Raw genomic sequence first — 20,455 nt, forward strand, 5'->3', positions numbered from 1 at the left:
TGGGGCGCGTGAAGGTCGACGCGCCGTACGCGCAGGGCACGCCCTGCTGGGTCGAGCTGATGGCCCCCACCGACCAGCGGGGCGCCCTCGGGTTCTACCGGGAGGTGTTCGGCTGGACCGGGGAGACCGGTCCGGCGGAGTACGGCGGGTACACGATGATGCTCCTCGACGGCCGGCCCGTCGCCGGCATCGGCGTCACGGTGCCCCGCCAGCCGCCCCCGTTCTGGGCCACCTACCTGGCCACCGACGCGGCCGACGCCGTCGCGGGCCGGATCCCGGGGGCCGGCGGGCAGGTGCTGATGCCGCCGACCGACGTGCCGACCGTGGGCCGGATGTTCCTGGCCGCCGACCCGACCGGCGGCGTGTTCGGCGTGTGGCAGGCCCTCGACTTCTTCGGCGCGGGCATCGTCAACGAGCCCGGCGCGTGGACGTGGAACGAGCTGGACACACCCGACGCGGGGGCCGCAGCGCCGTTCTACGCCGACGCGTTCGGGATCACCGTGCGGCCGGTGACCGACCGGCCCGACTACCGGGTGTTCACGGTCGCAGACCGGCCCGTGGCGGGGCTGCGGCAGGGCGGGGGCGCGCCGCGCTGGGCGGTGTACTTCGCGGTCACCGACCCGGACGCGACGGCCGGGGCGGTGCTGCGGGCCGGCGGGCAGGTCGTGCGGGAGCCGGAGGACGTGCCAGGGGTGGGGCGGGTGGCGGTGCTGGTGGACCCGCAGGACGCGGAGTTCTCGGTGCTGCGGCCGGCCTGACACCCACGATCGACACCCCTCGACGGGTACCGGCCGGGAGCGGTCGGTCCGGTCGCCTGTCGCCTGTCGCCTGTCGCCTGTCGCCTGTCGCCTAGAGTCTGGCGACATGAGTGTGGTTTCGCGGGTGGTGACCCGGTCCTCCGACGGGCGGATCCTCGGCTTCGACGTGTCCCGCCCGGCCCGGGAGGACGCGGTCCTCGTACCGGACGTGACGTTCGCCGTGCCCGACGGCGACGAGCCCCAGGGCCCGTCGGTGGCCCCGGACCTGGGCGCCGCCGTGTACGCGACCGCCGACGCGGTGGTGTGCCTGGCCCCCGACGGCGGCCCGGTCTGGCGGCTCGACCTCGGCACCGGCCCGGCGACCCACCACACCGCGTGGTCGACCTGCCGGTACTCCCCCGACGGCGCCACGGTCTGGGTCTACCTGCCCGACATCATGGCCGGGCGCGGCGACACGGACCGGTGGCTCGTCCTGGACGCCCGCTCCGGGGCCGTCCTCGCCCGCGCCGACCTGGACACCACCGGCCAGGGCGGCCACCAGGTGCCCGACCCCGACGGCGTCCACATGCTCCTCGACGTGGGCGAGGGCCAGGACGGCACCGTCGTGTACCGGGGCCGGCTGGACGGGGGGACGCTCGCCCTGACGGAGTACCCGTGGAGTGACCGGGTGTTGACGGGGTTGGCGCCCGACGGGCGGCGGGGCATGACCGTCGACCACAGCCAGCAGGACGTGGCGTTCCACGCGCACCCCGGCGGCGAGGTCCTGGTCGTGGTCACGGTCGCCGAGCTCGGGGACGAGGAGGCCGCCATGGAGTGGAGCGGCGGCTACCTCGACCCGGCGACCGCCGTGGTGACGCTCGTCGGGGAGACCGGGGACGGCGAGGACTGGCACCGGCACGCGCTGCTCGATCCGGGCACCGGCGCGGTGCTCGGCGACCTGGCGGCGGGTTCCCGCGACCCCTACGACCTCGAACTCGTCGGCGACGGGTCGTGGCTGACGACCGACGCCGACGGCAGGGTGTGGCGGCGGGTCCGCCGGGCCTGAGCGACCGGCTCCCGGGCCGCGACCACGCCTGCCCCGCCGGACGGGCTCACCGGGGCCTACGGGCGCGCGGTGCCCGCCATGTCGGCGGCGCTCCGTGCCTCGGTGTCCCCGGAGAAATAGCCGGTCAGGCGGCCGATCCCGCCGTCGCGGACCTCCGCCAGCAGCATGCCGTTCTCCTCGTGCCCCGGCCGGCCCGGCGCGTCGGCGGTCCGCCCGGCCCAGCGGAGCACGAACCCGTCGGCGGTCGGCGTCCAGTGCCGTTCCGTCAGATGCCGGCCGGCGGGCGCGTCCCCGGCGAGCAGCCCGGTCAGGTCCGCGACGCCGGCCGGCGGGCGGTGCGCCCGGGGCAGGTGCACGTCCAGGACGGCGTCGGGCGCGAACAGTCCGGGGCGGGGCGCGTTGGTCTCCAGGTACGCGGCGAGCCGCTCGACCAGGCCCGTCGCGTCGCACAGCTCGTGCAGGAAGGTCAGGTCCGCCAGGCTCGGGCGGTGCCGGCCCTCGACCCGGTCGAGGTTGGTGAACGTGACCGGCCCGGTGCACAGCCCGGCGAGCCGGCGGGCGGCCTCGTCCGTCTCGGGCAGGCCGGAGTTGACCATGGCCGACTCGTAGGAGGCGAACTCGTTGACCGCGACGTAGCGGCCCGGGGCGTCCCGGTCGGCGTAGAGCTCGTCCCGGAGCAGGGTGCGCCTGCCCTCGGTGGCCGCCCACCACCCGGCCTCCAGCCGGCGGAACTCGTCCACCCGGTCGGTGCTGAACGTGATGATCTGCACGAAAGACATGGCTTCCTCCAGCACGCCGCCCGGGCCGCTCCATCCCGGATCCTATGACGCGCGCCGTCGGCCCGCCGGGGAACGGAGGTCGTCGCCCGACCGCGCCCGGTGTCCGCTGTCCGGGCTCCGCAAAGCCCGGCCCCGGGCGTCGCGGCGTGCCTACGCTCAGGGGGAACGCGCCTGCGCTCAGCGTGGAAGAGGTGGTCACCATGTCCGAACTGCTGAACAAGAGCTTCGACAAGCCCGACGAGACCCGGATGTTCGAGGGGCACGGGCACGCGGACGTCCTGATGATGGGCGACCGTCCGGTGGCGCGCGGCCAGTTCGAGCCGGGCTGGCGCTGGTCGAACGACGTCAAGCCGATCGCGGGGACCGAGTCCTGTCAGGTCTCGCACCTGGGCTACGTGCTGGAGGGCCGGATGCGGGTCTTCATGGACGACGGCAGCGAGTACGACCTGACGCCCGGCCACGTCGTCGCGATCCCGCCGGGGCACGACGCCGAGGTGCTCGGTGACGGGGCGTGCGTGATGCTCGACTTCGGGGAGATCTCCGGGTACGCCAAGCGGTGACCCCGTGGCGCGGGGCCGCCGGTCCGGCCCGGGCGGCCCGGCGCTCAGCCCCGGAGGTCCTCGGTGCGGTCCACCTCGATCACCGTCGTGTGGTACGACGCGATCATGGCCATCACCTCGTCCTCCAGGCCGCCGAGCCACTCCGGCCCCCCGTAGAACGCGTCCTTCTGCCGCGCGCGCGCCTCCAGGGACGCGAACGCGCGGATCAGCACGTACCCGTCGGCGTCGTCCAGGGACGGGCCCGCGCGGACGACGTCGATGCCGTACCCGTCGGACACGGGGCGGATCCGCTCCCGGAAGACCCGGTCGAAGGTGTCGCGGACACCGGGGCGCAGCTGGTACCCGCGGATCTCGAGAATGCTCATCGGCCCAGCATGCCCGGCTTCCCTGACATCCTGTGTCAGGACGCGCGGAGCCAGCGGTCGGGACGGGCGTGTCCCGGTCAGGGCTCGCGTGTCCCGTCAGGACGGGCGTACCCGGTCAGAACGGCGTGTCCTGGTCAGGACGCGCGGAGGAAGTCCAGCAGGAGTGCCGTGGTCTCCGCCGGGCGCTCCAGGCTCGGGAAGTGCCCGGCCCACGGCAGCGCCACGTGCCGCACGTCCGGGACCAGCCCGGCCAGTTCGACGGCGATGTCCTGGAAGTCGACCAGGTCGTGCCCGCCGGAGACCACCAGGGTCCGGGCCGTGATCGCGGTGACGTCGACGGGCTCGGCCCGGGGCTGGTACTCCCCCGCCGCCAGTTCCCGGGACAGGCCGTGCCGGCACATCGTCCGGACCAGCGCGCGGGTCGGTTCGTCGGCGTCCGGGCCGACCCAGGTGGCCATGTTGCACTCGACGGCCGCGTCGAGGTCGCCCGCCGCGAGGGCCGCCTCCTCCGCGTCGTAGAAGGCCCGCAGCGCCGGTGACGGCGCGCGACCGGCCCGGGCGGCGCACAGCAGGGCCAGGGTGGTCACCCGGTCCGGCCAGCGCGCGGCGACCTCCTGGGCGATCCGGCCGCCGTAGGACGAGCCGACCAGCGCGGCGTCGGCCACCCCGAGCCCGCCGAGGAGCGCGGCGACCTCCTCGGCCTCGTTGTAGCCGGGTGCCGGGGCCGGGGAGTCCCCGAATCCGGGCAGGTCGACGCGGACCACGCGGAAGCCGGCGTCGAGGAGGGGCTCCCACTGCGGGGCCCACATCCGTCGGTCGCACACGCCGGAGTGCAGCAGGACCAGGGTCGGGCCGGTACCGGCCTCGTCATAACTGAGCGTCACGGCACCGAGGATAGCCAGCCGCCACCGCACCGTCGATCGGGTTCCCCACCGGCCGGGTCGGTCGCGACGGCCCGGAGCACAATGGTGCGATGGAGATCGCCGAGATTCTCGCGCTGAAGACCTGGGCCGTCGTCGGCCTCACCGACCACCCGCACCGCCCCGCGCACGGGGTGGCCCGCTTCCTGCTCGACCACGGCCGCGAGGTGCTCCCGGTCAACCCCGCCGGCGAGGAGGTGCACGGCCGGCCGGGGTTCGCGCGGCTGGCGGACATCCCGGTACCCGTCGATGTCGTGGATATTTTCCGCCGTTCCACCGAGGCCGGGGCGCACGTGGACGAGGCGATCGCGATCGGCGCGAAGGTCGTGTGGCTGCAACTCGGCGTGATCGACGAGGAGGCGGCCGCCCGGGCCCGGGCCGCGGGGCTCACCGTGGTGATGGACCGCTGCCCCGCGATCGAGTGGCGCGCGCACGGCCCCCGACCGGCCTGACGAACCCCCAGAAACCCGGCCTCGAGGGGTACCGGCGCCACGGCCTGACCCCGGAGTCCCCCGATCACGGGGCGGAAGCCGCTACCGGAGTGTGTCCGCCGGCAGCCGCCCGGCCCATGGTGCCCCGACCACGGGGCTGGTGCCGCCACCGGAGTGTGCCCGGCGGCAGTCGCCCGACCCGATGGAAGCGGGCCTGGCGGCCGTCGTCGCGCGCACGGTGGTCCCGTGCGCCACTGTCGCGCGCACGGGAAGGGCCGGCCGCCTGATGGCGACCGGCCCCTCGACGAACGCGATACCTAGAGGGTGAGCGTCCAGGTGTCGATCTTGCCGGTGTCCGCGGAGGCCGCGTCCTGGACGCGCAGGCGCCAGGTGCCGTTCTTGGCCTCGGTGGACAGGTTCACGGTGTAGGTCTGGTTGATGTTGTCGGCGCTGCCGCCGGCGCGGTTGTGCAGCACGTAGGCCGAACCGTCCGGAGCGACGAGGCTGACGACCAGGTCACCGATGTAGGTGTGCACGATGTGCACCTCGACCTTGGAGGTGGCCGAGGCGTTGCCGGCGCAGCCGGCCACGGTGACGTTGCTGTACACCGTGGTGTTGTCCGGGATCGCGACGTCGGTGCCGTTGGTGACGGCGGCACAGTTCGGGCCACCGGTCGGCGACGAGGTCGCGGTCGGGCTGGCGGTCGGGGTGCCGCCACACGGGGCGTCCTCACCGGCGACGGTCACACCGGTCCACACAGCCTGGACGGCCTTGTACTCCGGGGAGCACAGCCCGTGCAGGTCGGTGGCCGCCGAGAGGGTCGCGGCGCGGACGTCGTTGGTGCCGGAGGTGACGTACTTCGTGGAGCTGGTGAAGTAGACGTCCATGGCCCGGTACCAGATCTTCTCGGCCTTGGACCGGCCGATACCCGCGAGCGTGGTGCCGTTGCAGGTCGTGGCGACGCCGTACTCGGTGGAGTCGTTGCCCTCGGCCAGCAGGAAGTACGCCAGGTTGCCGACGCCCGAGGAGTAGTGCACGTCGATGCTGCCGAGACCGGAGTACCAGCAGTTCTTCGACGAGCCGTCCTTCTTCGGGTCGTACATGTACCGCAGCGGGGTGCCGTTGCCGTTGATGTCGATCTTCTCACCGACGTTGTAGTCGCCCGGGTCCGAGGCGTTGGCGGCGTAGAACTCCACCATGTTGCCCCAGATGTCCGAGGCGGACTCGTTGAGGCCGCCGGACTCGCCCGAGTAGGTCAGACCACCGGGGATGATGCTCTCGGTGATGCCGTGGCCCATCTCGTGGCCCGCGACGTCGATGGACACCAGCGGCTTGCCGTTGCCGTCACCGTACGTCATCTGGGTACCGTCCCAGAACGCGTTCACGTAGTTGTTGCCGTAGTGCACCCGGCTCTTGACGCCCGCGCCGTTGCCGAAGATGCCGTTGCGGCCGTGCACGTTCTTGAAGTAGTCGAACGTCTCGGCGGCACCGTAGTGCGCGTCGACACCCGCCGACTGCCGGTTCGAGTTCGCGCCCGTGCCCCAGGTGTTGTCGGGGTCGGTGAACGTCGTACACGTGCTCGAACCGTTGTTCATGTCACAGGTGGTGCCGTTGCCACGGACCGGGTCGACCATCGAGTACGTGCTACCCGACTGGGTCGTGTCGATCGGAACCTGGCCCAGGTACAGGCTGTTGCCCGTGCCCGTGACGTGCTTGACGTCGTCGGTCGCGCCACGGATCGCGCCCGTGTTGGCGTCGACGACCACGTGCAGGTTGCTCGGGGTCTGGTCGGCCTTGATGCCCGACATCTCGACCTCGTACGCGAGGACGGCCGCGCCGTCACCGGAGGCGTCCACCACGAGGGTCGGCGTCGCCACCTTCTCCAGCTTGCCCGAGAACGCGCGGGTCGCCGAGGAGGCCGCCGAGTCGGCGGTGATCCCCGGGGTCGTGCTGATCCGCAGCGCGGCGCTCAGCCCGACCGTCGCGCTGGAGAACGAGCCACCCGGCGCGTTGTGCACGACGAAGTCACCGCCGAGCACCTCGAGCCCCTTGTAGGTCCGGGTGTAGCGCGTGTGCGTCGCGCCGGTGTTCTTGTCGATGATGGTGCGGTTGACGGCGTACGCGTCGCCGTCCGCTCCACGGATCGCGTCACGGTTCGCCGCGAGGGCGGCGTTCGCCTGCGCGATGGCCGTGCTCTGACTGGGTATTGACGGTGCCGCATTCGCAAGCGAAGCGACCCCTGCTGCCATTCCGGCGATCAAGACCACGGTTCCCACCGCGGCGACAGATCTGTTCACCGGAGCCTCCCATTCACTGAGGGGTTCGTGACGTGCGTCACGAGGGCATGTATAACAGCGCACGTAACCTGAGTAAAGACAGGTGAAACACATTGACGCTCACCAACTCCGTGGAGTTACGTTCACCCCGCGTTTCCCCAGGATTAGGCCACGGAGCGTGACAAAGGCGTCCGATCGGTCGGACAGTCGACCAGCCCCTGTGGACGCCCCATCCGCCCCACGGGCCACTCTGGACCTCTTCCGTCCCACGGGATGGGCGGCCGGCGTCCCACCTGCTCGGACGGGGTGACAGTGGCGCGGGCTCGGGTGGGACGGGCGCGGGCGGCGCGCGGGCGCTACGGCCCGCCGGGGCCGGCCGCCGTCAGAGCAGGGACAGGGTTCCGGCCACCGCGTCGATGTCGGCGATCGCCGCCGGCCCGATGGCGCAGCAGGTCGCCGTCCCGGGATCCACCTGGGTCCGCCCCGCGTCGTGGATCACCTCGACGGGCAGCCCGGCCGCCTCGGCCGCCGCGCACACCTCGGCCAGTTGCTCCGCGCCTGACACCCGCAGGACGACCTTCGGCTGGCCGTCGCGCAGCCAGTCCATCAGCAACGGTGAGTCCAGGTTGCGCAGGACCGCGCCCACCGCCGCGTGCGCCGCCTGGGCCGCGATCTTGCCCTTGCCCATGGCGAGGTCGGTCCGCACCACGACGACGAGTTTGTGAGCCACGACCGGACTCTACGGTGCGACCCCCGCGCTACGGTGGCCGGATGATGATCACCTCGGTCCCGTTCGGCACGACCGACTGGGCGCGGGTGCCGGCCACGGAGCACCCCGGCACGACCGGCACCGCGACCTGGCGGACCCGGCGGTTCGGCGACGTGCGGGTGCGCGTGGTCGACTACAGCCCCGGCTACCTCGCCGACCACTGGTGCGACAAAGGGCACATTCTGCTGGTACTCGAGGGCACGCTGACCACCGAGCTCGCGGGCGGCGGCACGGTGACCCTGGAGGCCCGCAGCAGCTACCAGGTGGGCGACGACACCGAGGCGCACCGGTCCAGCACGGTGACCGGGGCGCGCCTGTTCATCGTCGACTAGCGAGGCCCGGCGCGCGGGTCCGGCGGTCCGAGACGGTCCGCCGACCGGGGCGCTCACGGCGACGTCTGGCGCGGGGCGGGCTGCCGCGTCTACGTGGCCGGACCGACGGGCCGGGCGCGAGCCGTGCCGCTCCCGCCGGGGCCGGCTTCCCCCGACCGGCGGGCGGCTACCCGCCGGTTCGGTGTGATTCGCGCCTCTTGTACAGCCCAGACTCTGGCCCCCGACGACCGACACTCGACATGATCAGGTGTCTTGAGGGGGTACACGTGGTGCGAGTGCTTGTGGTCGACGACGAGGCATTGGTACGTTCGGGCCTCGGCGCGATCCTCGGGTCGGCCGGCGACTTCGAGGTCCTGACCGCGACCGGCGCCGAGGCCGTGGAGGTGACCCGGCGGCACCGGCCCCGGGTGGCGCTGGTCGACATCCGGATGCCCGATGTGGACGGCCTGACCCTGCTGCGCAGGTTGCGCGCGCTGACCACCCCGGTCGCCGTCGCGATGCTGACCACGTTCGACATGGACGCGCACGTGCACGAGGCGCTGCGGTCCGGGGCGTCCGGCTTCCTGCTGAAGGACACCGAGCCCGCCGAGCTGATCGCGGCCGTCCGGGCGCTCGCCGCCGGGGGCACGGTGCTGTCCCCGCAGGTCGCGACGCTGGTGGTCGACGGGTACCTCCGGTCGGGCCCCTGCCCCACCGCGCGCGCCCGGGTCGCGGAGCTGTCCGGCCGGGAACTCGACGTGCTGGCGCTCCTGGCGACCGGCCTGTCCAACGCGGAGATCGCCGACCGGCTGTACCTGGCGTCCGGCACGGTCAAGGACCACGTGAGCGCCCTGCTGGTCAAGCTGCGCGCCGTCAACCGGGTGCAGGCCGCCGGCATCGCGCACAGGGCCGGCGTCGTCGAACGCGGCGGGGCGTGACCCGCCGCCCGTCCTGGACACCCAGGTCCCCAGACCTGCGGCCGTCCCGCCGGGCACCCGGCTCAAGGTGGCAGTTCAGCCAGACACCCGGCCCGGGGCCGCTAGTCCGGGTCGCACACGGCCCGAGGTGGCCGCTCAGCCTCGCATCCCGCCTCTGGCGGCTCCCCGGACCGGCATCCGACCCGGGGCAACCATCCCGGCCGGGCCCAGGCCCGGGACGGGCGTTCCGCCGGGTAGCCGGCATCCGTCCGGGGCCGGGGGTGCGGCGCGGGCTGGTCGACGCGGCGCTGGTCGCGACGGCAGCGGCGGACGTGCTGCTCACCGCCCCGGCCGGCGGACATCCCGTCTACGCCTGTTCGCTGCTGGCCGCCGCCGTCCTCCCGCTGCGGCGCCGTTGGCCCCGGACCACCCTGCTGCTGGTACTGCCCGGGCTGTTCGCCGGCGTGGCGGTCCTGGCGGCCGTGTTCGCCCTCTACGCCGTCGCGACCGCCGAGCACCGCCGAAGGTGGCTGTACGCGGCCACCGGCGTCGTCGCCCTCGGCGCGGCCCTGCCCTGGCCGGCGGCCGAACTGTTCACCCAGCCGCCCGACGAGCTGGCCCGGTCCGTCATCTACGGCGTCCTCGCCGGCTGCGCGCCCACCGCCCTGGGCCTGGCCGTCCGGACCCGCGCCGAACTGACCGACCGCCTCGCCGAACTGGCCGAACGCCGGGCCCGCGAACAGGAATGGACCACCCAGCGGGTACTGGCCACCGAGCGCGCCCGGCTCGCCCGCGAGATGCACGACGTGGTGTCCCACCAGGTCAGCCTCATCGCCGTGACGGCCGGCGCGTGGCGGGTCGGGGCGATTGACGACGCGGGCCGGGAGGCCGCCGAGGAAATCCGCCGCCGCGCCGCCCGGACCCTGGTGGAGCTGCGGCACATGGTCGGCGTCCTGCGCGCCTGTCCGACCGCGCCGCTGACCCCCGGGCCGGTGCCCCAGGCGGGGCTCGCGGACGTGCCCGCGCTGGTCGACGAGCACGAGGGGGCCGTGCTCAGCGGTCTGCCCGACGCGGCAGGGGTCCCCGAGGCGCAGCAGCGGGCCGCGTACCGGACGGTCCAGGAGGCCCTGACCAATGTCCGCAAGCACGCGCCCGGGGCCGCGACGACCGTCTCGGTGTCCACCACGGCCGACGAACTCCACGTCACGGTCACCAACACCTCCCCCACCCGCCGCTCCCCCGAACCACCCGGGCCGTCCGCGTCCGGAACCCAGCCACCCATGCCGACCGGACTGTCGGCCGACAGGCAAACGCCCCAGAGGAGGAACGGCTCGCCCGGAGACAGGTACGTGCCGCACGGGCCCACCGGGTGGGAAGCCGGCTGGAAAGGGAACCGGCACGGGCCGACCGGGTGGGACGGGAGCCGGCACGGGCCGTTCGGATGGGACGGGAGCCGGCACGGGCCGTTCGGATGGGACGTGGAGCCCGACGGGCCCGGGGGCGGGTGGCGGTCCGGGGCGGAGGAGTTGCCCGGGGGTGGGCATGGGCTGTCGGGGCTGCGGGAGCGGGCCGCGCTGCTCGGCGGCCGGTTGGTGGCCGGCCCGACCGGGGACGGCTACGTCATCCGGCTCGCTCTGCCCCTCGCGGACCGTGGCAGGATGATCGTCCCGCAACCGCGACCAGGAGAACCACCATGCGCCGACGACTCAACCTGATCCTGCTCGGCGTCCGCGACGTGCTCGGCTCCGTGGCCTTCTACGAGGCCCTGGGCTGGAAGCGCGCCGCCGCCGGGTCCGACGAGTTCGCGCTGTTCGAGCTGGGCGGGGTCGCGGTCGCGTTCCAGTCCCGGGAGGCGTTCGCCGCCGACGCCCGGCTCACCGACCACGGGGCGGGCGGGTTCGCCGGGTTCGCGCTCGCGTACGTGGCCCGCAGCGCCGACGAGGTGTACCAGGTCATGGCGCGCGCCGAGGAGCTGGGCGCGACGGTGACCCGGCCGGCGGGGGCCAACGCGTGGGGCCACAACGGCTACTTCACGGACCCCGACGGCCACCTGTTCGAGGTGCTGTACGAGGACGGCTGGATCTTCGACGAGCACGACGACCTGGTGCTCTGACCGCACCGGTACCCGCCGCCCGGTGCTCCGGTCGGGGCCGTCACCAGCCGGACCGTCCGGGCGCTCCGAGTGTCCGGGCACGTCGCCGCCGGCCCTGGCCGGACACCCGCGCCGAGGATCGGTCCGTCGTTGCGCCACCGACCCGTGTCCTGCCGGAGCGACCGGCCCCGGGCGGCTCCGCCGATCGGAACCCACCCGGGCGCTCACCGCGCCGCAGTTCCGGCATACCGGGGCCACCGGTGGCCGGGGCCGTCACGGCTGGTCGGCGAGGTGCCGCCACGAGGTGCCCGTCACCGTCGGGTCGCGGGAGATCCCGGACAGGGCGGCGTCGAGTGCGGGGCCCGTGTCGGCCGTACCCGTCAGATCGGCTCTGATCTGGATCGTGCCGTCCGTCCGGACGGTCTCCACGGCCCGGACCCGGGCGCCGTCGACGGTCCGCAGCGCGGTCAGCAGCGCCGTGCGGACCCGGCCGTCGTCGGGCGGCACCAGAGTCGTCTCGACCCGCCAGCCGGTGAAGACCTCGTCGCCCGAGCCGGGTTCGCGGTCGATCCGGCGGCCGGCGGCGCGGAGCACGACGTTGACGGCCACGACGGCGGCCCCGGCGGCGAGCGCGTAGCCGTACTGGCGGGCGCCGGCCAGGCTGCCCACGGCGGCCGAGCACCACAGGGTCGCGGCGGTGTTGATGCCGGTGACGGTGAACCCGTCGCGCATGATCACGCCCGCGCCGAGGAACCCGACCCCGGAGACGACCTGGGCGGCGACCCGGCTGGGCGAGGAGTCCGCGAACGCCCCGGACAGCATGACGAACATCGCCGCGCCGGCCGCGACGAGCGCGTGGGTGCGCAGGCCTGCCATGCGCTGCCGCCACTGGCGCTCCACGCCGATCAGGGTGCCGGCGGCCAGGCCGGTGGTCAGCCCGAGCGCGAAGCTGGCCGGCGTCATCATCCGCGCCGCCGGGGGCCGGGGCGGGTGGCGGTGGCGTCGGGCGCGGAGCCGGACGTCGTGACGACCCGGTCGTGGGGCATCGGCGGCGTGGCCGGCGGGGTGAGGTGTCGCATGTCGCCGACTCCTGACGTGGGCGGGAGAGCGCACGTCGGCGTGCGCCGCCCGGCAGTCTCACCCACCCCGGCCGCGCCGGTCCCCCGCCGACCGGCGGGTCCACGACCACCGGCCCGCTGGGCGATCCTGGACGCACCGGACCCCACCGAGCGGCAGGTCGACGGCCGCCGGCGCGCGGAGGCCCGGGACGCCGGACGGCCCGGAGGACGGGGGGACATCCTCCGGGCCTGGTCGGTCAGTTGCAGAACAGGAACGTCCCCACCTGCTGGCAACTGATCGCGCGGGTGGCCGTGCCGGTCCGCCCCGAGTTGTCGGTCACGGTCAACCGCGCCGTGTAGGTACCGGCGCGCGCCGGGTAGGCGTGGTTCACCTGGCGGCCGGACCCGCTGGCCCCGTCGCCGAAGTCCCAGGCGTAGCCGACGATCGTGCCGTCGGGGTCCCGGGAGTACTGCCCGTCGAACTGGCACGCCGACTGCTGGCAGAACGCGAAGATGCTCGCGGTCGGCGCCTGACCGGGGCCACCCGTCGGGGTCGGGGTCGGCTTCGTGGGCGTCGGGGTCGGGGCGGTCGGGGTCGGCGACGGGCCGGGGCCGGTGCCGCTGATCTCCCGGTTGGCCCAGTCACCCATGGCGTTGGTGAGCCGGCCGAAGCCCGCGACCCCGTTGCAGCCGGACTTGACGAACGAGGACACTCCCACGATCACGCCGTCCACGAGCGCGCCTCCCCCGCTGTCGCCCTGGCAGATGCTGTCGTGGCCGTCGGAGTACCCGGCGCAGACCATGTACTCCGCGTTGTACGTCCCCAGGATCGACTTGCACGGGCTGGCCGCCAGGATCGGGAAGTCGGCCTGCTTGAGGACGCTGCTGTTGTTCTCGTCGAGCGCGATCCGGCCGTACCCGACGAAGTGGATCGTCTTGCCGACCTCGGTGAGCGCGGTGTCGCCCGAACCCGCGACCCGGGGGTACTTGTACCCCGCCGGCACCGGGATGTCGCGGTCCACGGTGACGACCGCGACGTCCCAGCCGGTCTGCCAGCCGTTGTTGGAGTTGTAGTTCGGGTGCGCCTTGTAGTCGAGGACCTCGACCCAGGTGCCGCCGGACGGGTTGGAGAAGTTGTCGAGCCCGTAGAGGAACCGCTTCTCCCCGTCGGCGTACTTGCAGTGCGCGGCGATCAGGATCTTGCGCGGGGCGACGACCGACCCGGTACAGGAGGCGCCCTGGGGTCGGGGGCCGCCCGCCCGGGTGCCGACGATGACGTACGGGTAGTCGGCGACGTGCGCCTCCGTACCTCCGACGATCCCGGGCCCTTGCGTCACGTACTGGGACTCCGGTGTGACCGCGTCACCGACGGCGGGTGCGGCACCGAGCGCCGAGAGGGGTACCAGCGCCGCGACGACCGCGAGGCCGAGCAGGGCGCTGAAGCGTGTTGATGTGCTCACCGTTCTCCTTCCATGTCCTTGGCGGGGTGGTGGCGCGAGACTATGGTCGGAGAAACCTCCGCGAACAGCCCCTTTCAACCGTCTTGGGCCAGCCAACCGCAGTTTCTGTCACGAGGTGTGGAAACGGGGGCGGGTCCTCCGGTGGCCCCGGGGCACGGGTGCGCGCCGGCTCGCGGGGGCCTACACTCCGGGGTGTCGCCCTAGACCTCGGTGGCTGCATTCCGCGCGTGCGGAGGCGCACCACTCCCAGCAGGGCGGCTCCCCATGAACACCACAGACCAGGCCACCACGGGCCAGGCGCTCCCGCACGCCCCCGGGGCGACGCCCCGCGCCACGGACGGCCGGGTGACGCCCCGCGCCACGGACAACCGGGCGCCCCGGCAGGCCACCCCCGGCGCCGCCCGGCGCGACCCCGCCGGCAGCGACTACGCCGAGCTGATGCACCGGGTCCGCGCCGCCGGCCTCCTCGACCGCCGCCCGGGCCCGTACGCGGTCCGGATCGCCGTCAACGCCGCGCTCATGGTCGCCGGCTGGACGGCGTTCGCGCTGCTCGGCGACTCGTGGTGGCAGCTGGCCGTCGCCGTGCTCCTGGCGTTCGTGTTCACCCAGTCCGGGTTCCTCGGGCACGAGGCGGGGCACCGGCAGATCTTCCGTTCCCGGCGGGCCAACCAGGTGGTGGGCCTGACGCACGGCAACCTGGCGATCGGGCTCGCGTTCGGCTGGTGGGTGGACAAGCACCACCGGCACCACGCGCACCCCAACCAGGAGGGCCACGACCCCGACATCGGCGGCGAGGCCCTCGTGTTCACCGAGGCGCAGGCCCGGGGGCGGCGCGGGCTGGGGCTGCGGATCGCCCGGTACCAGGCGCAGCTGTTCTTCCCCATGCTGCTCCTGGAGGGCCTGGCCCTGCACGTGGCCAGCGTCCGCGCGGTGCTCCGGAAGAGCTACCGGCAGCGGGGGCTGGAGGCGGGGCTGCTCGCCCTGCACGCGGTCGGGTACGTCGGCGCGCTCGTCCTCGTCCTGCCCCCGGGCAAGGCGCTGGCCTTCGCCGCCGTCCAACAGGGCCTGTTCGGGGTGTACCTGGGCTGCGCGTTCGCCCCGAACCACAAGGGCATGCCGATCCTGTCGGCGGACGACGACACGGACTTCCTGCGCCGCCAGGTCCTCACCGCGCGCAACATCCGGGGCGGCCGGCTGGTCGACGCGCTGTTCGGCGGGCTGAACTACCAGATCGAGCACCACCTGTTCCCGAGCATGCCGCGCGGGGCGCTGCGCCGGGCCCGGCCGATCGTCCGGGCGTACTGCGCGGAGCTGGGCGTCCCGTACGCGGAGACCGGGATCGTCGACTCCTACCGCCAGGCGCTGGGGCACCTGCGCGCCGTGGGCCGCGGAGCGCCGACCGCCCCGTGACCGGTGGGCGCGCGGCCCGGATCCGGGTGCGGATCGCCCGCCAGGCGGGGGCCGAGGTGGTGTCCGTGGCGCACGTGTGCGCGGCGGCCGTGGCCGGCGTGGGGGTGGACGGGGCGGGGATGACCGTCGGGCGGTCCACGGTGCACGCCACCGACCCGGTCGCGGCGGCGCTGGAGGAGTGGCAGCTCGTGTACGGCGAGGGCCCGTGCGTGGACGCGTGGGCGACCGGCGGCCCGGTGCTCGTCGTCGACCTGGGTGCCACCGCCGCCCGGTGGCCGGTGTTCACCCCGGCGGCCCTCGACAGCGGGGCGCGGGCGGTGTTCGCGCTGCCCCTGCAGGTCGGCGCGATCCGGCTGGGGGTCCTGGACCTGTACCGCGCCGGCCCCGGCCCGCTGAGCCCCGGACAGCTCGCCGACGCGCTGGCGTACGCCGACGCGGCCGGCACGCTGCTCCTCGACGGGGCCCGGGCCGGCGCCCCCGACCCGACGGCGCACGACGCGCAGGTGCACCAGGCCACCGGCATGGTCCTCGCCCAGCTCGGGGTGAGCGCCGAGGTCGCGTTCGCCCGGCTGCGGGCCCACGCGTACGCCCAGGACCGGCTGCTCCGGGACGTGGCCCGCGACGTCGTCGGGCGGCGGCTGCGGTTCGAGCCGGAACCGTCCCCGGAGGACCAGAATGAACGGTGAGGCGTTGTGCCGAGAGGACTACCGAGGTGGGCGACGATGACTGAGCACCTGCTGGCCGAGACGTTCGTCGAGCTGGCCGACACGCTGGTCGACGACTTCGACGTCCTCGACTTCCTGCACCAGGTGACGGTGCGCTGCGCCCAGGTGCTGGGGGTCGCGGCGGCGGGGGTGCTGCTCACCGACCAGCGTGGCGCGCTGCGGGTGGTGGCGGCGTCCACGGAGCAGACCCGGATGCTGGAGCTGCTCCAGATCCAGACCGACGAGGGCCCGTGTCCGGAGTGCTTCCACACCGGCCGGCCGATCGCCGTGCCCGACGTGTCCGCCGTCGCCGACCGCTGGCCCCGGTTCGCGGCCGAGGCCCGCGCCGTCGGGTTCGCCGCGGTGCACGCGCTGCCGATGCGGCTGCGCGCCGACATGATCGGGACGCTCAACCTGTTCGACACGGAGCCCGGCGCCCTCGGCGCGGACACGATCCGGCTCGGTCAGGCCCTGGCCGACGTGGCCACCATCGGGCTGTTGCAGGCCCGCGCGATCCGGCACCGCGAGACCCTCGCCGAGCAGTTGCAGACCGCGCTCAACAGCCGGGTCGTCATCGAGCAGGCCAAGGGTGTGATCGCCGAGCGCCGGGGGCTGGACATGGACCAGGCGTTCACGCTGCTGCGGGACACGGCCCGGTCCCGCAACCTCGGGCTGTCCGATCTCGCCCGTTCGGTGGTCGACGGCGTGACCGTTCTCTGAACACGGCCGGCGATCCGGTTCGGGGCGGGCATTCCGGCGTAGGGTACACACAGGCTCTCCGCGCGGGCGGTTCCCGCGCGGGCGCGTCGCCGCCCGGACCCCGCGGTCGCACCAACGGCACCCTTCCAGGGTGTCGTACCAGACCGCGGTGTGTCCCGTAAGGGCGTTGATCCTCATGAGTACCCGACTGTTCCCCACCGGCCAGACCTCCGAACTCCTGCTCGCCGAACGGGCCGGCCTGCCCGAGGGGGACCCGCGCCGCGCGACCCTGCGGGCCCGGGTGATCGAGAAGAACCTGCCGATGGCCCACCAGCTGGCCCGGCGCTACTCCGGCCGGGGCGAGCCCGGTGACGACCTGGCCCAGGTGGCCGCGCTCGCGCTGGTCAGAGCAGTCGACGGGTACGACCCGGACCGGGAGGTGCCCTTCCTCGGGTACGCCGTGCCCTGCGTCCTCGGCGCGCTCAAGCGGCACTTCCGGGACTCCTGCTGGGACATCCGGGTGCCCCGGTCCGTCCAGGAGCTGTCCCGGCACGTCCTGACCGCGACCTCCGACCTCGGCCATCGGCTCGGCCGGCAGCCCACGCCTGGGGAACTGGCCGCGCACCTGCTGGTCGACGTCCCCACCGTGGCCGCGGCCCTCGGCGCGACGCACTCCTACCGGCTGGCCTCACTGGACGTGCCCCCGGGCGACGCGCACGGCGACCTCAGCGAGGTCCTCGGCGAGGTCGATCCGCGCTTCGCCGGGGTGGACGACCGGTTGGCCCTCGGGCCGCTGGTCGAGGCGCTGCCGGCGCGGGAGCGGCGCATTCTGCGGATGCGGTACTCCCGCGAGATGAGCCAGAGCAGCATCGCCGCCGAGATCGGGATCTCCCAGATGCAGGTGTCCCGGCTGCTGAGGCGTTCCCTGGACCAGTTGCGGTCCGGGATCGCGGCCTGAGAACGGGCGGCCGGGCCGGGCGGCCGGTCCCCGCGCGACCGCCGCGTGCCCGGACCGGACGGCCGGTCACCGCGCCGCCGCCGGGCCGCCGCCGGGCCGCCCGGCCCGGTGTCCACGCAGGTCGGCCAGTCAGGGGCGTCCCCTGAACGCTCGCTAAGTAGTACAGTGCCATCGACGGTGGGCTATCACCTGATGGTCGACCGTCTACTGTCACCCCTCTCACATGGAGTTTCCATGCGCAAACGACTCGTCACCGGGTTCGGTGCGGTCCTGCTCGCGGCGGCTGTGATCGCCGGCGGCGCCGCCACCCCCGCCAACGCCGCCCCGGCGACCCCGGGCGTCCTGGCCACCGGACTCAACGCGACCATCGCGCTCAACAACTGTTCGGCGTCGCTCGTGCGGTACCCGGACTCGGTGGACTCCGACCGGGCCCTGATGCTGACGAACGGCCACTGCTACGAGGGCGGCATGCCCGGCGCGGGCGTGGTGCTGCAGAACAAGACCAGCACCCGTTCGGGGACGCTGCTCAACGACGCGGGTACCGGCCTGGGGACGGTCCGCGCCGACAAGCTGATCTACGCGACGATGACGAACACCGACGTCGCGCTGTACCAGCTGAACACGACCTTCGCCTCGATCAAGACCAGCTTCGGCGTGACGGCGATGACGATCGCGCCCACCCACCCGGTGAGCGGCATCGCGATCACGATCCCGTCGGGCTACTGGAAGACGACCTACAACTGCGGGATCACCGGGTACGTGCCCACCCTGCGCGAGGACGCGTGGACGTGGCACGACTCGATCAAGTACACGGAGCCGTGTGCCACGATCGGCGGCACGTCGGGTTCCCCGATCCTGGACAGCGCCCGCAACGTCATCGGTGTCAACAACACCGGTAACGAGGACGGCGCGATGTGCACGCTGAACAACCCGTGCGAGGTGGACCCCGACGGCACCACCCACGCGTACCGCGACCAGAGCTACGGCCAGCAGACCTACTGGTTCACCACGTGCCTGACCTCGGCGCGGGTGCTCGACCTGACGGTCCCCGGTTGCCTGCTCACCGGCGCCAGCACCCCGGGCAACACGGTCACGGTCACCAACCCGGGTAACCAGACGTCCACGGTCAACGTGGCCGACAGCGTGCAGATCCAGGCGTCCTCCTCGGGCTCCGGCCAGACCCTGACCTACTCGGCCACGGGCCTGCCGGCCGGCCTGACGATCAACGCCTCGACGGGTCTGATCTCGGGCACCCCGACCGCGACCGGCACCTCGAACGTCACGGTCACGGCCAAGGACACGACCCAGGCGACGGGTACGACCAGCTTCACCTGGACCGTCAGCGGCTCGGGCGGCTGCACGGCCGCGCAGGTGATCGGCAACTCGGGCTTCGAGGCCACCACCGCCACGCCGTGGACCGCCTCGACCGGCGTCATCCGGGCCGGCACCACCACCCAGCCGGCGCACGGCGGCACCAAGCTCGCGCTGCTCGGCGGCAAGGGCAGCACCAACACGACCACCGTGTCGCAGTCGGTGGCCGTCCCGGCGGGCTGCTCCACCTACACCCTGTCGTACTGGCTGCACATCGACACCAAGGAGACCACCACCTCCACGCAGTACGACAAGCTCACGGTGAAGGTCGGCTCGACCACCCTGGCCAGCTACAGCAACCTGAACAAGGCCACGGGCTACAGCCAGAAGACCTTCAACCTGTCCGCGTACGCCGGCCAGACCGTCACCCTGACGTTCACCGGTACCGAGGACTCCAGCCTGGTCACGAACTTCGTCATCGACGACGTGACGCTGAACGTCAGCTGATCCGGCGCTGAACAGGGGGCGGGCATCCCCGGGTGCCCGCCCCCCACCGTGTCAGGACGCGCGCCGCTGGTCCGGGGCCGGGGCCACCGGGGAGTCCGGGGGCCACATCACCGGGTGCGCCTCCGGGTGACGTTCCCACCAGGGCAGGGTGGTGGTGTTGCGGCGCAGCGCGTCGGAGTACACGTCGATGGTCGCGCGGTGGATCACGTCCACCTCGGCGGCCGACACGGCGTCCGGCCGCCAGCGGAGCACCCGGTGGCCCTGGAGCGGCTGGCCGGCCAGCGGCAGGACGACGACCTCGCGCCGGCCCGGGTACGTCGGCGCGCACATCATCGCGCCCTGTCCCGTGGCGACCAGCTGCTCGGCGTCCATCGCCTCCAGGCTCGTGTACCGCAGCCGGGGCGAGAACCCCGCCGTCTCGCACGCCTCCCGGAACACCGCCAGGGTGCCGTCGTCCCCGCCGGGCGGCCCGATCCACCAGTCCTTGGCGAGGTCGGCCAGTTCGATCATGTCGAGGCAGGCCATCCGGTGGTCGGCGGCCAGCACCACGTACAGCGGCTCGGGGTCGACGATGATCCGTTCGAGGACGCCGGGCGGGCAGGCCGGCAGGTGGCCCTTGTGCGCGCCGATCACCACCACGTCGGCGAGGTCGTTGGCGAGCAGCTGGGCGACGACGGTGCCGGAGGAGTCGACCCGGGTCGTGACGTCGCGGCCGGGGAGGTCGCGCTGGAGCCGGACGAGCAGCGTACCGATGAAACTGCTGCGCAGGGCGCCGAGCCGCAGCGCGCCGACGTTCCCGGGACGGCCGCCGGCGACGAGCTCCCCCATCTCGGACAGGATGCCCCGCGCCCTCTTCAGCACGAACCGTCCGAGTGCGGTCGGCTCCACGCCCTGTGGCCCGCGCTCGAAGAGCCTGCCCCCCAGGGCCGTTTCGATCCGGCCGAGTTTGGCGGTGAGCGCGGGCTGGGAAACCCCCAGCGCGACGGCAGCCCGGGAGACGCTCCCGGACTCTGCGACCTGGCACAACACCCGAAGGTGCCGAAGATCCAGCTCCATAAGATCAACGTTATACCCGATCGGGATATCACAGAACGTAGGCGACGTGGCACCCTGACCTAGTCATTA

The 20,455-nt window shown here is 73.5% G+C and carries 21 protein-coding genes; 13 read left to right on the plus strand and 8 right to left on the minus strand.

The features are described from left to right. Positions 1-8 precede the first annotated feature (8 nt). Together AB0M43_RS03690 and AB0M43_RS03695 are read left to right on the plus strand one after the other, a co-directional pair. A complete protein-coding gene (locus AB0M43_RS03690; RefSeq protein ID WP_363720806.1) occupies positions 9-758 on the plus strand; it encodes a VOC family protein in 750 nt (249 codons plus the stop codon). A gap of 106 nt (positions 759-864) precedes the next feature. Beyond that, a complete protein-coding gene (locus AB0M43_RS03695; RefSeq protein WP_363720808.1) occupies positions 865-1,803 on the plus strand; it encodes a hypothetical protein in 939 nt (312 codons plus the stop codon). Positions 1,804-1,859: 56 nt separating this feature from the next. Here the strand turns inward: AB0M43_RS03695 and AB0M43_RS03700 are convergent, their stop codons facing one another. Further along, positions 1,860-2,582 (minus strand): hypothetical protein, encoded by a 723-nt coding sequence (locus AB0M43_RS03700; protein ID WP_363720810.1) that lies wholly within the window; start codon positions 2,580-2,582, stop codon positions 1,860-1,862. A gap of 200 nt (positions 2,583-2,782) precedes the next feature. On the opposite strand from AB0M43_RS03700, the gene AB0M43_RS03705 reads away from it, so the two are divergent. Further along, on the plus strand, positions 2,783-3,142 hold the full coding sequence (locus tag AB0M43_RS03705; RefSeq protein ID WP_363720812.1) for a cupin domain-containing protein: 360 nt from the start codon (positions 2,783-2,785) through the stop codon (positions 3,140-3,142). Positions 3,143-3,186: 44 nt separating this feature from the next. Here the strand turns inward: AB0M43_RS03705 and AB0M43_RS03710 are convergent, their stop codons facing one another. Continuing rightward, the gene (locus AB0M43_RS03710) at positions 3,187-3,507 is read right to left on the minus strand and encodes an NIPSNAP family protein (protein ID WP_363720814.1); all 321 of its coding nucleotides are present in this window, start codon (positions 3,505-3,507) and stop codon (positions 3,187-3,189) included. A 134-nt stretch (positions 3,508-3,641) separates the two neighbouring features. Beyond that, the gene (locus AB0M43_RS03715) at positions 3,642-4,391 is read right to left on the minus strand and encodes an alpha/beta hydrolase (RefSeq protein WP_363720816.1); all 750 of its coding nucleotides are present in this window, start codon (positions 4,389-4,391) and stop codon (positions 3,642-3,644) included. A gap of 89 nt (positions 4,392-4,480) precedes the next feature. Between AB0M43_RS03715 and AB0M43_RS03720 the strand changes: the two genes are divergently transcribed. Continuing rightward, positions 4,481-4,879: a CoA-binding protein gene (locus AB0M43_RS03720; protein ID WP_363720818.1), complete on the plus strand. Its 399-nt coding sequence runs from the start codon at positions 4,481-4,483 to the stop codon at positions 4,877-4,879. A gap of 296 nt (positions 4,880-5,175) precedes the next feature. Here the strand turns inward: AB0M43_RS03720 and AB0M43_RS03725 are convergent, their stop codons facing one another. Both AB0M43_RS03725 and pth2 read right to left on the minus strand, forming a co-directional pair. Continuing rightward, positions 5,176-7,155 carry a M4 family metallopeptidase gene (locus tag AB0M43_RS03725; RefSeq protein WP_363720820.1) on the minus strand — a complete coding sequence of 660 codons (1,980 nt, stop codon included), beginning with the start codon at positions 7,153-7,155 and terminating at the stop codon, positions 5,176-5,178. A 361-nt stretch (positions 7,156-7,516) separates the two neighbouring features. Further along, positions 7,517-7,864, minus strand: a complete 348-nt coding sequence (gene pth2 / locus AB0M43_RS03730; RefSeq protein ID WP_363720822.1) for a peptidyl-tRNA hydrolase Pth2 — start codon at positions 7,862-7,864, stop codon at positions 7,517-7,519. A gap of 41 nt (positions 7,865-7,905) precedes the next feature. On the opposite strand from pth2, the gene AB0M43_RS03735 reads away from it, so the two are divergent. The 4 genes from AB0M43_RS03735 (at position 7,906) to AB0M43_RS03750 (ending at position 11,244) form a co-directional block, all read left to right on the plus strand. Then, entirely contained in the window at positions 7,906-8,235 is a 330-nt protein-coding gene (locus tag AB0M43_RS03735) for a DHCW motif cupin fold protein (protein ID WP_363720824.1), read from the plus strand. Between the two features lie 266 nt (positions 8,236-8,501). Continuing rightward, the gene (locus AB0M43_RS03740) at positions 8,502-9,152 is read left to right on the plus strand and encodes a response regulator transcription factor (RefSeq protein WP_363720826.1); all 651 of its coding nucleotides are present in this window, start codon (positions 8,502-8,504) and stop codon (positions 9,150-9,152) included. Between the two features lie 260 nt (positions 9,153-9,412). Further along, complete coding sequence (locus AB0M43_RS03745) at positions 9,413-10,846, plus strand: histidine kinase (protein ID WP_363720828.1); 1,434 nt, start codon at positions 9,413-9,415, stop codon at positions 10,844-10,846. Continuing rightward, on the plus strand, positions 10,825-11,244 hold the full coding sequence (locus tag AB0M43_RS03750) for a VOC family protein (RefSeq protein WP_363720830.1): 420 nt from the start codon (positions 10,825-10,827) through the stop codon (positions 11,242-11,244). The genes AB0M43_RS03745 and AB0M43_RS03750 overlap by 22 nt, the downstream gene beginning before the upstream one ends. Before the next feature lie 252 nt (positions 11,245-11,496). Here the strand turns inward: AB0M43_RS03750 and AB0M43_RS03755 are convergent, their stop codons facing one another. Together AB0M43_RS03755 and AB0M43_RS03760 are read right to left on the minus strand one after the other, a co-directional pair. Next, positions 11,497-12,189, minus strand: a complete 693-nt coding sequence (locus tag AB0M43_RS03755) for an MgtC/SapB family protein (RefSeq protein WP_363720832.1) — start codon at positions 12,187-12,189, stop codon at positions 11,497-11,499. Between the two features lie 349 nt (positions 12,190-12,538). Then, entirely contained in the window at positions 12,539-13,741 is a 1,203-nt protein-coding gene (locus AB0M43_RS03760; RefSeq protein ID WP_363720834.1) for a trypsin-like serine protease, read from the minus strand. A gap of 438 nt (positions 13,742-14,179) precedes the next feature. Here AB0M43_RS03760 and AB0M43_RS03765 point away from each other — a divergent pair, with 438 nt between their 5' ends. The 5 genes from AB0M43_RS03765 to AB0M43_RS03785 all read left to right on the plus strand — a co-directional run bounded on the left by AB0M43_RS03765 (position 14,180) and on the right by AB0M43_RS03785 (position 19,330). Next, positions 14,180-15,151: an acyl-CoA desaturase gene (locus AB0M43_RS03765; RefSeq protein WP_363720958.1), complete on the plus strand. Its 972-nt coding sequence runs from the start codon at positions 14,180-14,182 to the stop codon at positions 15,149-15,151. After that, positions 15,148-15,837 carry a GAF and ANTAR domain-containing protein gene (locus AB0M43_RS03770; protein ID WP_363720836.1) on the plus strand — a complete coding sequence of 230 codons (690 nt, stop codon included), beginning with the start codon at positions 15,148-15,150 and terminating at the stop codon, positions 15,835-15,837. The genes AB0M43_RS03765 and AB0M43_RS03770 overlap by 4 nt, the downstream gene beginning before the upstream one ends. 36 nt (positions 15,838-15,873) lie before the next feature. After that, positions 15,874-16,575, plus strand: a complete 702-nt coding sequence (locus tag AB0M43_RS03775; protein ID WP_363720838.1) for a GAF and ANTAR domain-containing protein — start codon at positions 15,874-15,876, stop codon at positions 16,573-16,575. Positions 16,576-16,750: 175 nt separating this feature from the next. Further along, positions 16,751-17,512, plus strand: a complete 762-nt coding sequence (locus AB0M43_RS03780; protein ID WP_363720839.1) for a sigma-70 family RNA polymerase sigma factor — start codon at positions 16,751-16,753, stop codon at positions 17,510-17,512. A 234-nt stretch (positions 17,513-17,746) separates the two neighbouring features. Beyond that, complete coding sequence (locus AB0M43_RS03785; protein WP_363720841.1) at positions 17,747-19,330, plus strand: putative Ig domain-containing protein; 1,584 nt, start codon at positions 17,747-17,749, stop codon at positions 19,328-19,330. Positions 19,331-19,381: 51 nt separating this feature from the next. Here the strand turns inward: AB0M43_RS03785 and AB0M43_RS03790 are convergent, their stop codons facing one another. Then, positions 19,382-20,386 carry a LysR family transcriptional regulator gene (locus AB0M43_RS03790; RefSeq protein ID WP_363720843.1) on the minus strand — a complete coding sequence of 335 codons (1,005 nt, stop codon included), beginning with the start codon at positions 20,384-20,386 and terminating at the stop codon, positions 19,382-19,384. Between the last annotated feature and the right edge of the window lie 69 nt (positions 20,387-20,455).

Origin of the sequence: Longispora sp. NPDC051575 (assembly GCF_040681875.1) — a bacterium.
Lineage (GTDB): Bacteria > Actinomycetota > Actinomycetes > Mycobacteriales > Micromonosporaceae > Longispora.

Bases quoted from the DNA above. Each gene is read 5' to 3' on its own strand.
- AB0M43_RS03700 (WP_363720810.1), bottom strand. From the start codon at position 2,582: ATGTCTTTCGTGCAGATCATCACGTTCAGCACCGACCGGGTGGACGAG.
- AB0M43_RS03710 (WP_363720814.1), bottom strand. From the start codon at position 3,507: ATGAGCATTCTCGAGATCCGCGGGTACCAGCTGCGCCCCGGTGTCCGC.
- AB0M43_RS03785 (WP_363720841.1), top strand. From the start codon at position 17,747: ATGCGCAAACGACTCGTCACCGGGTTCGGTGCGGTCCTGCTCGCGGCG.
- AB0M43_RS03695 (WP_363720808.1), top strand. From the start codon at position 865: ATGAGTGTGGTTTCGCGGGTGGTGACCCGGTCCTCCGACGGGCGGATC.
- AB0M43_RS03775 (WP_363720838.1), top strand. From the start codon at position 15,874: ATGACTGAGCACCTGCTGGCCGAGACGTTCGTCGAGCTGGCCGACACG.
- AB0M43_RS03720 (WP_363720818.1), top strand. From the start codon at position 4,481: ATGGAGATCGCCGAGATTCTCGCGCTGAAGACCTGGGCCGTCGTCGGC.
- AB0M43_RS03735 (WP_363720824.1), top strand. From the start codon at position 7,906: ATGATGATCACCTCGGTCCCGTTCGGCACGACCGACTGGGCGCGGGTG.
- AB0M43_RS03780 (WP_363720839.1), top strand. From the start codon at position 16,751: ATGAGTACCCGACTGTTCCCCACCGGCCAGACCTCCGAACTCCTGCTC.
- AB0M43_RS03765 (WP_363720958.1), top strand. From the start codon at position 14,180: ATGCACCGGGTCCGCGCCGCCGGCCTCCTCGACCGCCGCCCGGGCCCG.
- AB0M43_RS03755 (WP_363720832.1), bottom strand. From the start codon at position 12,189: ATGATGACGCCGGCCAGCTTCGCGCTCGGGCTGACCACCGGCCTGGCC.
- AB0M43_RS03705 (WP_363720812.1), top strand. From the start codon at position 2,783: ATGTCCGAACTGCTGAACAAGAGCTTCGACAAGCCCGACGAGACCCGG.
- AB0M43_RS03790 (WP_363720843.1), bottom strand. From the start codon at position 20,386: ATGGAGCTGGATCTTCGGCACCTTCGGGTGTTGTGCCAGGTCGCAGAG.
- AB0M43_RS03750 (WP_363720830.1), top strand. From the start codon at position 10,825: ATGCGCCGACGACTCAACCTGATCCTGCTCGGCGTCCGCGACGTGCTC.